Origin of the sequence: Pedobacter sp. JCM 36344 (assembly GCF_046546555.1) — a bacterium.
Taxonomy (GTDB): Bacteria; Bacteroidota; Bacteroidia; order Sphingobacteriales; family Sphingobacteriaceae; genus Pedobacter.
Map to the genome: position 1 here is coordinate 272,983 of NZ_JBKHKK010000001.1, position 14,873 is coordinate 287,855.

Annotated in this window: 10 protein-coding genes; 8 read left to right on the forward strand and 2 right to left on the reverse strand. The window is 39.6% G+C overall.

Translation table 11 applies throughout. From position 1 onward, the window contains the following. Positions 1 to 42: 42 nt before the first annotated feature. The 6 genes from ACHFIZ_RS01260 to ACHFIZ_RS01285 all read left to right on the forward strand — a co-directional run bounded on the left by ACHFIZ_RS01260 (position 43) and on the right by ACHFIZ_RS01285 (position 7,917). A complete protein-coding gene (locus tag ACHFIZ_RS01260) occupies positions 43 to 648 on the forward strand; it encodes a TetR/AcrR family transcriptional regulator (RefSeq protein ID WP_410882050.1) in 606 nt (201 codons plus the stop codon). Positions 649 to 775: 127 nt separating this feature from the next. After that, on the forward strand, positions 776 to 1,372 hold the full coding sequence (locus ACHFIZ_RS01265) for a TetR/AcrR family transcriptional regulator (protein ID WP_410882052.1): 597 nt from the start codon (positions 776 to 778) through the stop codon (positions 1,370 to 1,372). A gap of 21 nt (positions 1,373 to 1,393) precedes the next feature. Next, positions 1,394 to 2,737 carry a TolC family protein gene (locus tag ACHFIZ_RS01270; protein WP_410882054.1) on the forward strand — a complete coding sequence of 448 codons (1,344 nt, stop codon included), beginning with the start codon at positions 1,394 to 1,396 and terminating at the stop codon, positions 2,735 to 2,737. Then, complete coding sequence (locus ACHFIZ_RS01275) at positions 2,734 to 3,801, forward strand: efflux RND transporter periplasmic adaptor subunit (protein WP_410882056.1); 1,068 nt, start codon at positions 2,734 to 2,736, stop codon at positions 3,799 to 3,801. Before ACHFIZ_RS01270 ends, ACHFIZ_RS01275 begins: the two co-directional genes overlap by 4 nt. Positions 3,802 to 3,853: 52 nt before the next feature. Continuing rightward, positions 3,854 to 7,045: an efflux RND transporter permease subunit gene (locus ACHFIZ_RS01280; RefSeq protein WP_410882058.1), complete on the forward strand. Its 3,192-nt coding sequence runs from the start codon at positions 3,854 to 3,856 to the stop codon at positions 7,043 to 7,045. A 338-nt stretch (positions 7,046 to 7,383) separates the two neighbouring features. Continuing rightward, the gene (locus tag ACHFIZ_RS01285) at positions 7,384 to 7,917 is read left to right on the forward strand and encodes a hypothetical protein (protein ID WP_410882060.1); all 534 of its coding nucleotides are present in this window, start codon (positions 7,384 to 7,386) and stop codon (positions 7,915 to 7,917) included. Positions 7,918 to 7,961: 44 nt separating this feature from the next. Here the strand turns inward: ACHFIZ_RS01285 and lpdA are convergent, their stop codons facing one another. After that, positions 7,962 to 9,368 (reverse strand): dihydrolipoyl dehydrogenase, encoded by a 1,407-nt coding sequence (lpdA, locus tag ACHFIZ_RS01290; RefSeq protein ID WP_410882062.1) that lies wholly within the window; start codon positions 9,366 to 9,368, stop codon positions 7,962 to 7,964. Positions 9,369 to 9,443: 75 nt separating this feature from the next. Then, positions 9,444 to 11,114: an ArnT family glycosyltransferase gene (locus ACHFIZ_RS01295; protein ID WP_410882063.1), complete on the reverse strand. Its 1,671-nt coding sequence runs from the start codon at positions 11,112 to 11,114 to the stop codon at positions 9,444 to 9,446. Between the two features lie 145 nt (positions 11,115 to 11,259). Here ACHFIZ_RS01295 and ACHFIZ_RS01300 point away from each other — a divergent pair, with 145 nt between their 5' ends. Both ACHFIZ_RS01300 and ACHFIZ_RS01305 read left to right on the forward strand, forming a co-directional pair. Further along, positions 11,260 to 13,131, forward strand: coding sequence for a CocE/NonD family hydrolase (locus ACHFIZ_RS01300; protein ID WP_410882065.1), 1,872 nt, complete (start codon positions 11,260 to 11,262; stop codon positions 13,129 to 13,131). Beyond that, on the forward strand, positions 13,132 to 14,796 hold the full coding sequence (locus ACHFIZ_RS01305; protein ID WP_410882067.1) for a M1 family metallopeptidase: 1,665 nt from the start codon (positions 13,132 to 13,134) through the stop codon (positions 14,794 to 14,796). Positions 14,797 to 14,873: the final 77 nt, after the last annotated feature.

Consider the following 14,873-nt stretch of genomic DNA (forward strand, 5'->3'; position numbering starts at 1 on the left):
TTGTTAGGCACTTTAATTGCGCCTTTGTATCTTAGATTTTTTATGGAAAACCAGGATAAGAAAAGAAGTTTAATTATTGAAGCCGCACTGAAAAGGTTCGCTCATTATGGTCTCGCAAAAACTACCATGTCTGAGATTGCGAAAGACTTGTCACTATCAAAAGCACTTTTATATTATTATTTTCCTGATAAGATCAGTTTGTATGTAAGTACCATGGAGTATTTGATGCAGAAAATTAGTACGGAAACAGTTAAATCTATAGATAAGGCATCCACCGCGACAGAGGCTGTGTTGAAACTACTACAAAGAAGACAGTCATATATTCAAAAATACTATAATCTATTTGAATCCAGTTTGACCATAGAAAGTGATCTTCCTAATGAACTTTATGATAAATTTGCGAAGGCAAAGGCCTTCGAGAAAATCATCATTAGTTCTTTGCTGACCCGTGGTATTGTGAACAAAGAACTGGCGATGGATGACCCGAAACTTGCCACAGAAATTTTCATCGACGCCATCTCTGGTATCCACTTCAATATCCTGGCAAAAGACAAAAGTATTTTCCCCGGGAAAGAACAGTTCAAAGAAATTTTTCATAAAGAGAAAGTTTTTGCAGACATCTTCCTGGCTGGGCTCGCTAGCAGATAGCTACTTAAGTCAAAATCGGGTAATAATCAATGTTTTTTCATGATAAATTTCTTGAAGTCGGAAATATGGAAGTATTTTTGACCATTGAAATAAAAAAGTCAGGAAGAAGAAAAGTAAAATGTTAGTAATGGATAAGAAAAGGGAGGCGATTATAGAAGGGGCGATCAAGCGCTTCATTCACTATGGAATACAAAAGACAACAATGAACGAGATTGCTGAAGACTTATCTGTAACTAAGCCTTCGTTATATTATTACTACCCGGACAAAAGCAGTTTAGTCGAAGGCGTTATCGAAAAAGTATTTTCCGACTATTTCGAGGCGCTTCAAAAGGATCTTTACGCGGACATTCCTCTTGAAGAGCGATTTGCTATTTTCATTGATATCAGGTTCAAATTTTTTCAAAAGTATTATATGCTGCATTTATCTGGCGTAACTCCAGACGTGTCCCTAAATTCGGATACACTTAAAGCGACATTTATGGCCATGAAAAAAAAGAACGTCAAGATCTATGCAGACATTCTGAACCGCGCTATCGACAATGGAGAAATAGCTGAGGTTGAGTTGGAGAAAACAGCGGAGCTATATCTGGAGAGCATGATGGGAATAACTTCTCTATGTATTATGCATGGAAACAAGGAGCTTTTTCCAAGCAAGAAAGAAATGAAGATCATACTAGAGAAACAACACAGCTTGTCAAGAATATTTGTAAAAGGACTTAAGTAGAATACAAACCTATCATATAATATGAATTCAACTATCAAACAAATAAAAATCATACCGTTGCTATTGCTAGGATTAGCTTTCGCAAACAGTGTGAGCGCCCAGCAAACGCTTAGTTTAAAGGACGCATTAAACTATGCAATTCAAAATAATACAAGGGCACGGAAAGCGAAGTTAGAAATTGACCGTGGTCGATATAAAACGCAGGAAGTTCGTGCGCAGGCACTGCCTCAAATCACAGGAACTGCGGGATTGACTTATAATCCAATTATCGGCCAGCAGGTGGTTGATTTTGGAGGGCAGCTGCAAACCTTAAAGTTCGGACAGAACTGGAATTCATCGACAGGTGTTCAATTGTCGCAGCAGGTCTTTAATCAACAGGTCTTTACAGGCTTGCAAGCGGCAAAATCTAGTGAAGAATACTATCAGCTAACTTCGCGGTTAACGGAGGAGCAGATCATAGAATTAGTTGCAAACAACTATTACCAAGTTTTGGTGAATAGACAACAATTAAATGTTTTAGACACCAATATAAAAAACGTAAACGTTGTAGAGAAGATCATTTCTAATCAATTTGAAAACGGATTGGCTAAGAGAATTGATGTGGATCGCATCAAGGTTAACTTAACCAATCTGGAGACTCAACGTGAGCAGACCCTAAACGCTATCAGTCAACTGGAGAATCAATTAAAGTTTTCAATGGGAATGCCAGTAAACACTCAGATTGTGCTACCTAAATCCGAGTTAACTGAAGTTACACAACTACCCCAGTTCAGCGATTCACTATCCTTGGCTGAAAGAACGGAAATAAGAATTTTAGACGCTCAGGATAAACTGTTGGCGTTACAGCGCAAAGCATATGTAGCAGAGCACTATCCTACTCTAGCGCTTTCTGGAAACTATACTTATTCAAGTCAGGCAGGTGGATTTGACTTTCTAAGCACGAATCCCAATGCGATCGGTTTCGGGTCATCCGCTATTGGATTAACATTAAGAGTTCCAATTTTCAATGGTTTCCTAACTCGTTCTAAGATCCGTCAGGCAGATGTTGATCTTTTTAAAGCTAACGAAGATAGAAGAGAGACTAATAACGCCTTAAATCTGGCTTATGAAAATACCAAAATTCAGTTGCGAAACAGTCTAAATACCATAAATACGCAAAAGAAAAATGCAGACTTGGCCCAAGAAATCTACAAAAGCACACAAAACAACTATAACAACGGCCTTGCGAACTTGACGGATTTATTAGATACTGAAAACTCGTTGACTCAGGCTCAAAACAGCTATACACAGGCACTCTTAAACTATAAGGTTGCTGAAATACAATTAATAAAATCAAACGGAAATATTAAATCACTTTTACAATGAAAAAAATAATAATCGCAGTCCTTGTAATCGTAGTTGTTGGCGCAGGTATTGTCCTCATCTTAACGAATAATAAGAAGAAAAATGCAGAAAAGACTGCTTTCATTGCTGAAGGTGGTGGTGCTGTAGCTGTGCGTATTGCCACGGTTGAAAAGAAAACTGTAGATCAGGATTATAGCGCAAATGGCAACTTTATTCCTAAACAAGAGTTGAACTTCCTTTCAGAGAATGCAGGTCGGGTATCTGCAATTTACGTTGATGAAGGTGCGCGAGTAACCAAGGGTCAGACGTTGGCGCGTATTGATGCAGAAATCATAAATACAGATAGAGAAACTGCGCAGGCAACTTATCAGAATGCGGTAAGAGATCAGGCAAGATACCAGAGTTCATTTGAAACAGGGGGTGTTACTCAACAGCAACTTGACCAGGCAAAATTGGCTACTCAAAATGCTAAGCTGCGTTTGCAAGCTTCTCAAAGAAAAGTTAGCGATGCAAACATAAAGTCTCCAATTAATGGTATTATAAATAAGCGCTATATTGAAGTTGGCGCATTTGTGAACACACAAGGCACGCAATTATTTGAAATAGTCGATGTTTCTAAATTGAAGCTTAAGGTAAATGTTAGTGAATCTCAAGTTGTAAATCTTAAAATCGGCGATGAGATCGATATCAGATCATCTGTTTTCCCTAACGACAAGTTTTCTGGTAAAGTGACATTTATTGCTGCAAAAGCAGATGCTACCTTAAATTTCCCGGTGGAAATAGAATTAGAGAACAGCAATAAAAATACGTTAAAAGCAGGGATGTATGGAACAGCAATATTCCGAGCTCCTAAACAGGCTCCAAGTATATTAATTCCTCGTACTTCATTTGTTGGTAGTGTTAGTAGCAATCAGGTATTTGTGCTGGACAAATCAAACAATACTTCGAAACTTCGTACAGTAGTGGCTGGCAGGATATTGGGTGAGAATGTTGAAATTCTTGAAGGTTTGAAGGAGGGCGAATCGGTGATTATCAGCGGACAGATCAATCTCGCTGAGGGAACTGCTATTAGCGTTGTTAAATAAATTTTGGAGTAGAAATAGCATTGAGCAATGCTTAAGGCAATAAAGGAATAAAATGAAAATAACAGATATATCAATAAAAAGGCCCTCACTGGTAATTGTGGTTTTTACTGCACTTACATTATTGGGCCTGTTAAGTTACTTTTCGTTGGGGTATGAATTACTTCCGAAATTCTCAAACAACGTAGTATCTATTGCAACCATCTACCCTGGAGCATCACCCAATGAGGTGGAGAATACCGTAACCAAAAAAATTGAGGATGCGGTTTCATCAATGGAAAACATTAAAAAAATAAACTCCGTATCATTCGAGAGTTTATCAACTGTAACCATAGCGTTAACAGATAAAGCAAACATTGACATCTCCCTAAATGATGCGCAACGTAAGGTAAATGCGATCCTTGCTGACCTACCAGAAGATGTAAAAACGCCTTCATTGACTAAGTTCTCACTCGATGATTTACCCGTGATTACGATGTCCGCTTCAGCAAATATGGATGATATCACTTTCTATGATCTTATTGATAAGCGCATTGCACCCGTAATTTCTCGTGTAAGTGGTATTGCACAGGTAAATCTTGTGGGTGGATCTGAGCGTGAAATTCAGGTTTCATTAGATGCTGATAAGTTACAGGGATATAGTCTTTCCGTGCCTCAGGTTCAACAAATGATCTTAAGTTCGAACTTAGATTTCCCAACAGGAAGTGTGAAAACCCAGAAACAGGATGTTTTGATTCGTCTTTCAGGTAAATACAGAAGCATTGATGAATTAAGGAACCTAGTCCTAACTACTTCGAAAGCTGGCGCACAAATCCGTTTAGGAGATGTTGCTGACGTTCAAGACACGAAAAAAGAAACTGAAAAGCTTGCACGTATTAACAGGCAAGGCGCAATTGCGATCCAAATCATTAAACAGAGTGATGCAAATGCCGTAGAGGTAAGTAAAGGTGTTCACGCCGTTATTGAAAAATTGAAAGTAGAATACTCGACCAACAAATTGGATATCAAAATTGTCAACGACAGCTCTATTTTCACTCTGGAATCTGCAGATGCAGTAATCCATGATTTAATCCTGGCAGTCATCCTGGTAGCTTTTGTAATGTTGTTTTTCTTACACAGCTTCCGTAATGCCTTGATTGTAATGGTATCCATTCCTGCATCATTAATTGCCACATTTATCGGAATCGACCTGTTTGGATTTACCTTGAACCTGATGTCGTTACTTGGATTATCCCTCGTGGTAGGTATTCTGGTGGATGATGCCATTGTGGTACTGGAGAATATTCAGCGGCATATGGAAATGGGTAAGAACAAGGTTCGGGCCGCTTCTGACGCAACAAAAGAGATTGGCTTTACCGTAGTATCCATTACTTTAGTAATTGTAGTTGTGTTCTTCCCAATCGCCGTCAGTACAGGATTGGTATCTAACATTCTGCGTCAGTTCTGTGTAGTGGTAATTATAGCAACATTGCTTTCTTTGCTTACCTCATTTACTATTGTGCCTTTATTATTTTCGAGGTATGGTAAATTAGAACACATAGAAGGCAAAAACATATTTGGCCGCTTTATCCTTTGGTTTGAAAAACAATTAAAGAAATTCACTATCTGGATTACAGGAATACTGACATGGTCGTTAAATCATAAAAGACGTACCATCTTCGGGGTTGTTGTATTATTTGTTGGTGCGATATATCTTGCAGTGGGTGGCTTTATTGGATCAGAGTTCTTCCCGAAATCTGATAAAGGCGAGTTCTTGGTACAGATCGAATTGCCAAAAGATGCCTCTTTAGAACAAACAAATTTTGTTACTCAACGAGCAGAAGCATACCTGGCAAAACAACCTGAGATTACCCAACAAATTACCACTGTTGGCCAGTCTACGGGAGATTTTGGAGGAACACAAGCAACAGCATATAAGTCTGAGATCAACGTTAAGTTGGTTGATCGTAAGCAGCGTGGTGTGTCTTCAGATATCTTCGCAACGAAAATAAGCCGTGCATTAGCTAAAGAATTGGTAGGAACTAAAGTTAAAACCGTTCCAATTAGTATTTTGGGTATTGCCGAAAATGCACCAATTCAGCTTGTAGTTATGGGATCTGACTTAGACAGCGCATTGAAATATGCCGAAGCCGCCCAAAAAGTTCTTGCAACCGTTCCTGGCGCTACAGAGATTAAGCTTTCTGTAGAAAAAGGAACGCCTGAGATTAATGTTCAAGTAGATCGCGATAAAATGTCTGCATTGGGCCTAACATTACAAACTGTAGGCTCTACCATGCAAACCGCTTTTAGTGGAAATACCGACGGTAAATATCGTAAAGGTGAATACGAATATGACATCAATATCCAGTATCAGGCTTTCAACAGAAAGAACGTTGACGATGTTAAGAATTTGGTTTTTGTAAACAATGCAAATGCACAAGTTAAATTGTCTCAGTTTGCTACCATTACCGAAGGTTCAGGCCCTAGTCAGCTGGAGCGTTTAAATAAATCAACTTCTGTTACTGTTAAAGCGCAGTCCATTGGTAGACCAACTGGTACTGTGGTAGCAGAATTCCAGGAGAAGTTAGTAGAAGCACAGAAAAGCGGTAAGCTTATTGCTCCCGTGGGTGTAAGCTACGTTTGGGCAGGTGATCAAGAAAATCAAGCAGATGGATTTGGCACCCTGGGTATCGCATTAATAGCCTCTGTATTATTGGTTTACTTAATCATGGTGGCACTATATGACAGCTTTGTTTACCCACTTGTAGTGATGTTCTCTCTACCGCTGGCATTTATAGGGGCTTTCCTTGCGCTGGCATTGACGAACAACTCTATCGGTATCTTTACCATACTGGGTCTCATCATGTTGATGGGGTTGGTTGCGAAAAACGCAATTATCCTGGTCGATTTCACCAACCACATGAAGGCTGAAGGTAAGGGTACGGTAGAAGCTTTAGTTTTAGCTAATCATGCGCGTTTAAGACCGATCCTGATGACTACCATTGCCATGATCTTTGGTATGCTTCCAATCGCACTGGCGAGTGGTGCTGGTGCAGAATGGAAGAACGGTTTAGCATGGGTTATTGTTGGAGGTTTAACCAGTTCATTATTCTTGACCTTGATCGTTGTTCCTGTAGTTTACTTGATATTTGATATCATGTTAGACAAATTAGGCTTCAACAAAAAAGGTAAAACTATAAACGAGATGATGGTTGAACCTTACAATCACAAAGACGTTTTAGAGTACGATATAGAGGAAAAGCACTAAAAACTAAACCTAAACTAAAAAGGATGTCAATCGGCATCCTTTTTTAATTGAGCAAACAATTCCCTTTACCTGTGTGTATTACACTACGATCATGTTTAAACAATTTATCGGAAATTTAAAAGGAAGTTTTGTCTTCAGCATCATTTTGTGCTATTCTTTTGCCTCTGGTGCTCAAGTTCATCCACCCATATTTGAAGGCATCTTAACAACCCACAATAAGCTTTATCGCTGTACATGATAATGAAGATACAGGCGTAAGGGCCGCATTTGAGTTTATAAGATTTAGTGGAGGTTCCATAATTGACTCGCAATATGGCGGTGTGCGAAACTTCAAGTTTATGAATATCACTGAAGAATTTCAAACTGATCCTAATAGTATTTACACCAAGAAAGGCGTTCCGTTAGGAATCGAGAAGTTCGGTCCCGTAGATGATGACGTGATTAAGCATCTTGAACGAACGGGAAGGGAGATTTTGAAAGCTTATGGCCCAGATAAACTCGGCTATATATTCACACTACACAACAATGGAGACGGTGGCTTTGGAATCTCTTCCTACTTGAAGGGTTATGAGTTAGACACAGCTGCAGATTCGGTTTTTATTAACTTCCAGATGGACGGGGATGATCTTATTTTCGTCACTGAGCTGGAGTTGTTCAATAAACTTAAAAAAGCGAATGTTAACACAGTGCTTCAATCCGAAAACGCAGGGGATGATGGATCGCTTTCTATATATGCTATGCAAAAAAAAATACCCTATATAAATGTGGAGGTGCAACACGGACATGTTGACGAAAACCTAAGGCTAATTGAAATTGCCATTAAAGCATTGCAAGAAGTTTATCCTAAGATAAAACAAAAGGCCACGAAATAACCTTACAACCTTTTATTTTATATCTCCCCTCGACACATCTTGTGTTAAATGTGTATAGCCCTGTTCTCAGTAGCAGCCATCGCCGCTTCTTTTAACGCTTCCGTATAAGTTGGGTGTGCATGACAAATTCTTGCGATGTCTTCTGCTGAGGCACGGAATTCCATGGCCACAACTGCTTCTGCAATCACATCTGCAACACGAGGACCAATCATATGTACACCCAGAATCTCATCTGTCTCTGCATCTGCAAGGACTTTTACAAAACCATCGGTATCCATACTAGCTTTAGCTCTTCCACTTGCTTTAAAGGGAAATGATCCTGCTTTGTATTTGGTACCTTTTTCTTTCAATTCCTCTTCTGTATAGCCAACGGAAGCTACTTCTGGCCATGTATACACAACCCCGGGTATAAGATTGTAGTTAATATGTGGCTTTTGACCAGCTATACGCTCAGCCACGTAAATTCCCTCATCCTCTGCTTTGTGCGCAAGCATTGCACCTTTAATCACATCTCCTATTGCGAAAACGCCAGGAACAGAAGTTTCCAAATGCTCATTTACAGGAATTTTATTTCCTCTCTCTTCGGTTTTGATGCCAATGGCCTCCAGATTCAAACCCGCAGTGTAAGCAGTACGACCAACTGCAACTATACAGTAGTCGGCATCCAGGTGTATTTGTTCACCCTTTGCGTTCTCAGCCGTTACGGTAACAGTTTCACCTTTAGTCGTTGCACCAGTAACTTTGTGATTCATATAAAACTCCATGCCTAATGATTTCTTTAGCACACGTTGAAGCTCTTTACCCAGCCCGGCATCCATTGTCGCGATGATTGATGGTAGAAATTCGATCACTGAAACCTTAGTTCCTAGTCGCGCATACACAGAGCCTAATTCAAGTCCGATAACTCCACCGCCAATTACTATCATTTGTTTTGGAACTTCCAAAATATTCAAGGCCTCTGTTGAGGTAATAATTCTCTTCTTGTCAATAGGTAAAAATGGAAGTACAGTAGGCTTCGAGCCAGAGGCAATGATCACATTTTTTGCAGTGAGGGTCTCTGTTTCGCCACCTTCTTTGGTGATCATAATGGTGTTTTTATCTACAAAAGATCCAACACCCTCAAACGAATCAATCTTATTCTTTTTAAATAGATAGGTGATACCTGCAGTATTTTGATTTACCACGTCATTTTTACGAGCAATCATCTGAGGCATATCAACTTTAAGATCTTTCAATACGATACCATGAGTTTTAAAAGTATGCGCAGCATTGTAAAAATGTTCCGAAGAATCCAACAGGGCCTTAGATGGGATACACCCAACATTGAGACAAGTACCTCCGAAAGTTTTGTATTTTTCTATTACTGCGGTTTTTAAGCCTAGCTGAGCACATCTGATTGCTCCTACATATCCGCCCGGTCCTGAGCCAATTACAACTACATCGTATTGCATATGAAAGTTTTTTTCTCAAAGTTAACAAACCTCGAAAGAATATAGGCACCAGGATCTGGCTTTATTGTAAAACTTCTATCTTACCAATACAATCTGAGCGGTTTCTACAACATCCTTCCTAGTTTTATAATTAAGGAATTTGAGTTTCATCCTGGTAATTCTATACGTGTTAAAGCTTTTTTTCGGCTGCATTACAATGCCTTTTTGTGCCAAAGCGTCCAAAGACTCTTTATTCCCATAAAGCAAATAAGGCGCTTTTGGAAGTTTCTGCTCCTCCCCTGGCCAATAGTCCTGAACAACTTTTTCAGTATAAAAGTCGATGGCGTAAGAGAAGTTATTGACCACCTTAACAACTGGAAGGTTTTGTAGATTATTCCGGTTAAGCCAAAAAGCGGCCTGACTATCTCCCTGATAGGTGGTCAGGGTTGGATAGTAGGCAAGATTAAAATAGATATTCACAAATATGATTACGGCAGCAGTTCTCAAAATTAGCAGAAACCTGCCTTTTGTGTATTTTGGAAGCAAAAACATTAGCCCCAATATAGCCAAAAGCAAAACCATAGTATAAAAAGCAAGCTCAGGCCGGAAAAGACTGTGAATTATCGTGACTAATGCAATAAGCAGAAACAATATTCCGGTCTGTATGGCGTTGGTTATTCTCAATTGCTTTACGTTATGCAGTGTAGCTAAATATTGTGCGGTCAGGATAGCGTAGAAAGGAAAGATAATCACAACATAGTGCGGCAATTGAAATTGAGAAGCGGAAAGCACCAGCAAAGCAAGGCCTGCTCCGCACATACAAATCCAATCTTGTTGTCTCAATCGCTTTGACAGGTCACGAAAGAAATCAACAATTGCGAAACACAGTAGAAATGACCATGGAAGAAATGCCCATAAAGTAGTGTGAAGGAAGAACGTCGGGTCACCTCCAGCTTTTTTATAGGGGCCGGTATTGAAGAAACGACCAAATTGGCTATCCCAAAAGAAGAATCTGATTCCTGAAACGTTAGTTTGATCAAAAACTACCTTTTCTGGATGGCTATCAAACTGGAGGTAAAGGCACCATAGCTCTGGGGTAATAAAAAATAGCACCATCAACATTGCAAGGAGCCACCGGAAATTAAATAGCATCTTCCAATTTTTTATGACAATTAAGGAAATAGCTATGGCTCCAAAAACAGGTATTAATGCAAAGATACCTTTGGTCATGACAGCGCAGGCTGCCCAAAATGATCCGATTAACAGCTGCCAAAACCAGTTTTTATCTTGTGACTTGAAAAAATGGTAGACACTGCCGATTATTAAGCCTGTTAAATAGGGTTCTGCCCTTACGTCCATATCTGAAATAATCAGGTGTTGGGAAGTAAGCAATATCAACGCAGCCAAAAGGCCGATCTCCTTCGAAAAGAATAATGTAGCTAGCTTATAGGTATAACCAGCTGCCATCATGGTAAACAGCACAGCTGGAAGCTTATAGGCCCAAGTTTGGAAGCCAAATAACTTAAATGAAATAGCTGCCATCCAAAATGGGAAATGTGGTTTATCAAGCCAGTCTCTCCCATCTACAAACAATTCAGCAAAGTTATTTCTAACCACCATCGACTTAGCTATAGAAGCATAGAGCGCACCATCGGGCCCAATTATAGTAACAAATAGCCCAGTAAAATTTACCAGAACCCCAAGCGCAATAAAAAACTGAAGTAATTTAATACGTTGTTGAGAACTAAGATCGCCTATATCAAACATTGGAATCAGTTTACAGAAGTTTTGACGACAAAAGTAAAGAAAAAACGGTTTTTACAGCCCAGTTGTAAATTTTTAAAGACATGAAGAATTACGACAGCAAAGCTTTTTAATTTTTTGTAGGTTTAAACTATAAATCAAGACGACTATGCTGCATTTTAAACATCTTTTATTAACCATACTTTTTTTCTATGGAATGAGTGCGAGTGCTCAGAATATCGATTCGATATATGTACGTGAAAATTATAACAAGATCGAAGGCAATATTCCGATGAGGGATGGGGTAAAGCTTTTTACAGCAATCTATACCCCAAAAGACCAAACTAAAAAATATCCGTTCTTAATTAACAGGACGCCTTATACTGTAGCTCCTTACGGATCAGATAAATTCAAGACTAGCCTCGGCAACTTTCCTGCGATGATGAGGGAGGGTTTTATATTCGTTTATCAAGATGTAAGGGGTAAGTGGATGAGCGAAGGAACTTTCGATGATATCAGACCGCAGATAGCTAATAAAAAAAGTAAGAAAGACATTGATGAAAGCTCTGACACCTATGATACGATCGACTGGCTGGTTAAAAACATCAAGAACAACAATGGAAAAGCTGGAATCTATGGTATTTCCTACCCTGGCTTCTATTCTACGGCCTCTCTTCCGGGATCCCATCCTGCTTTGAAAGCAGTTTCTCCTCAGGCACCGGTAACAGACTGGTTTATTGGAGACGACTTTCACCACAATGGCGTGCTTTTCTTAATGGATGCTTTCAGTTTTATGACCACATTTGGCGTTCCAAGACCGAAACCGATCACACCAGATCTGGGCCCGAAAGGTTTAAAGTTCCCAGTTCTCGATAATTACAGATTTTATCTTGAATCTGGCTCTGTTAAGAACTTGAAGGATAAGTATTTCGCAGACAGCATCCGCTTTTGGAACAATCTGTTCGCTCATCCGAATTTAGATACCTTCTGGAAAGCAAGGAACATACAACAACACTTAAAGAATGTTAAACCTGCCGTAATGGTTGTCGGTGGCTTTTTTGACGCTGAAGATGCTTATGGCACTTTTGCTACCTACAAGAGTATTGAAAAACAAAACCCTTCTGCTAACAACATATTGGTAATGGGCCCTTGGTACCATGGCGGCTGGGTTCGCAGCACGGGAGCTAGCTTTGGCGATATAGCCTTCGGACAACCAACCAGCGTTCAATATCAAGAACGTTTCGAACTTCCTTTTTTTAAGTATTACCTAAAAGGAACCGGTGAATTCAAGCCTGCCGAAGCCAATATATTTTTGACGGGAAGCAATGAATGGAAAGCTTTTAGCAGCTGGCCTCCGAAGGATACTGAACAAAAAACCCTTTATCTGCAGCCAAATGGAAAGCTGGGCTTTGATAAAATACAGAGAACTGATAGTTATGATGAATATGTAAGCGACCCGAATAGCCCAGTTCCATATCAAGAGGGTGTGCAAGCAAAAAGAACCAGGGAGTACATGATTGATGATCAACGCTTCGCAGCTCGTAGACCAGATGTTAAAGTTTATCAAACTGATACCCTAACAGATGACATAACGTTAACTGGACCAGTGCTGGCAAATCTTATAGTTTCAACCACAGGAACTGACGCTGATTATGTAGTTAAACTTATTGACGTTTATCCAGAGGATGCTGTGTCGCCCACGCCTAATCCTAAGAATATCCTCATGGGAGGATATCAAATGTTGGTAAGGGCTGAAATCATGCGCGGCAAATATCGTAACAGCTTTGAGACGCCTGAAGCAATGGTTCCAGGCATGGTGACCAAAATAAATTATGCCTTACCGGACGTAGCCCACACCTTCAAAAAGGGTCACAAGATCATGATTCAGGTACAAAATTCCTGGTTCCCACTGGGAGATAGAAACCCGCAGAAATTCATGGATATCTACAAAGCAGAACCCTCAGACTTTCAAAAAGCCACTCATCGCATTTTTCATGATGTAAATAATGCATCTTCTATCACATTGAATGTTTTAAAATAAATGAGGGTCCACGTATTTACCTCTTTAACAATTGTTTTATGCTGGCTTTCTGCAGACGCTCAGTTACTGGCAGAGAAATCTTCTTCTAACAGAGCGGATAGTCTTAGGGGACATTTGACCGAATATAGGACTTGCTATGACTTGAATTATTATCACCTTGACGTTAAAATAAATATTGAAGATAGATCTATATCTGGTAGCAATGAGTTTAGATTTACTGCCACTAAAGCATTTAAAGTGCTGCAATTTGATCTCTTCGCGAATCTAAAGGTAGAAAAAGTTGTTTACCAAGGTGCAGATGTACCATTCAAACGAGAGTTTAATGCTGTTTTTTTAACTTTCCCTAACGAGATCAAGATCGCTGAGCATAAAAGCTTCACGGTATTTTATTCTGGCAAACCTGCTGTAGCTAAAAACCCTCCCTGGGATGGAGGTTTTATATTCAAAAAGGATAAGTCCGACAACCCCTGGGTATCAGTTGCTTGTCAGGGCTTTGGAGCGAGCTCCTGGTGGCCAACAAAAGATCACCAAAGTGATGAGGTCGACAGTATGTTGATCAGTATAAGTGTACCAAAGGGATTAGATGAAATATCAAATGGCCGATTGCGTAGTGTAATTGATCAGAAAGATGGATACAATCAATTCAACTGGTTTGTAAGCAATCCTATCAACAACTATAATGTTACCTTTTACATTGGAAAGTATGCGCACTGGAAAGATAGTTACGCTGGAGAAAAAGGTCTGCTATCTATTGACTACTGGTCGCTGGAAGAAGATAGTGCTAAGGCAAGAATACATTGGGATGCAGATGTGAAGCGTATGCTAAAATCTTTTGAACATTGGTTTGGACCCTATCCATTTTATGAAGATGGCTATAAGTTAGTTCAGGCACCGCATCTTGGCATGGAGCATCAGAGTGCTGTTGCTTATGGCAATGGTTTCAAACAAGGGTATCTTGGTAGAGACTACTCGAAATCTGCGGCCAACTGGGGACTAAAGTTCGACTATTTGACTGTTCACGAAAGCGGCCATGAGTGGTTCGGAAATAGTATCACTTCAAAAGATATTGCTGATATGTGGATTCATGAAGCCTTTACCAGCTATTCCGAAACAATATTTCTAGATAGCTATTATGGGGATCAGGCGGGCTCGGAATATGTAATCAGCAGTAGGAAGATCATCCGAAACGATAGCCCTATTATAGGAATATATGGCTTGAATACTGAAGGCTCTAGCGACATGTACTATAAAGGAGCTAACATGATCCATACCATCCGAGCGTTGATCAATAACGATGAAAAATTCCGTCTTATGCTAAGAGGCATGAATAAGAATTTTTACCATCAAACAGTTACTACAGCTGAAATCGAACAGTACATTAGAAGGTTTACAGGCTTAAAACTAACCGGTTTCTTTGACCAATATTTAAGAAAGACCGCCATTCCAGTACTGGAATTCAGAATTGAGGCTTCTGGCAAATTAGCTTACAGGTGGAAAACAGATGTAGCCAAATTTGACATGCCTGTCAGGGTAACGTTAAAGCCGGGAAACTACCAGCTGATCTATCCAGGTAATGAATGGAAAACAAGCGCTATCGACCCTGCAATAAAGAAGGAAACATTTTCAATAGACCCAAACTTTTATGTAAATATTAAAAGTAACTAAGTACAGAAGCACCTTATAAAAATGCCAAAGCCCTCAGCGTTTTAGCACTGAGGGCTTTCAAATATTATTTTTAGTTT

Excerpts from the sequence above, each read along its gene's own strand:
- ACHFIZ_RS01260 (WP_410882050.1), top strand. The coding sequence starts at position 43 with ATGGAAAACCAGGATAAGAAAAGAAGTTTAATTATTGAAGCCGCACTG.
- ACHFIZ_RS01265 (WP_410882052.1), top strand. The coding sequence starts at position 776 with ATGGATAAGAAAAGGGAGGCGATTATAGAAGGGGCGATCAAGCGCTTC.
- ACHFIZ_RS01270 (WP_410882054.1), top strand. The coding sequence starts at position 1,394 with ATGAATTCAACTATCAAACAAATAAAAATCATACCGTTGCTATTGCTA.
- ACHFIZ_RS01275 (WP_410882056.1), top strand. The coding sequence starts at position 2,734 with ATGAAAAAAATAATAATCGCAGTCCTTGTAATCGTAGTTGTTGGCGCA.
- ACHFIZ_RS01280 (WP_410882058.1), top strand. The coding sequence starts at position 3,854 with ATGAAAATAACAGATATATCAATAAAAAGGCCCTCACTGGTAATTGTG.
- ACHFIZ_RS01285 (WP_410882060.1), top strand. The coding sequence starts at position 7,384 with ATGAATATCACTGAAGAATTTCAAACTGATCCTAATAGTATTTACACC.
- lpdA (WP_410882062.1), bottom strand. The coding sequence starts at position 9,368 with ATGCAATACGATGTAGTTGTAATTGGCTCAGGACCGGGCGGATATGTA.
- ACHFIZ_RS01295 (WP_410882063.1), bottom strand. The coding sequence starts at position 11,114 with ATGTTTGATATAGGCGATCTTAGTTCTCAACAACGTATTAAATTACTT.
- ACHFIZ_RS01300 (WP_410882065.1), top strand. The coding sequence starts at position 11,260 with ATGCTGCATTTTAAACATCTTTTATTAACCATACTTTTTTTCTATGGA.
- ACHFIZ_RS01305 (WP_410882067.1), top strand. The coding sequence starts at position 13,132 with ATGAGGGTCCACGTATTTACCTCTTTAACAATTGTTTTATGCTGGCTT.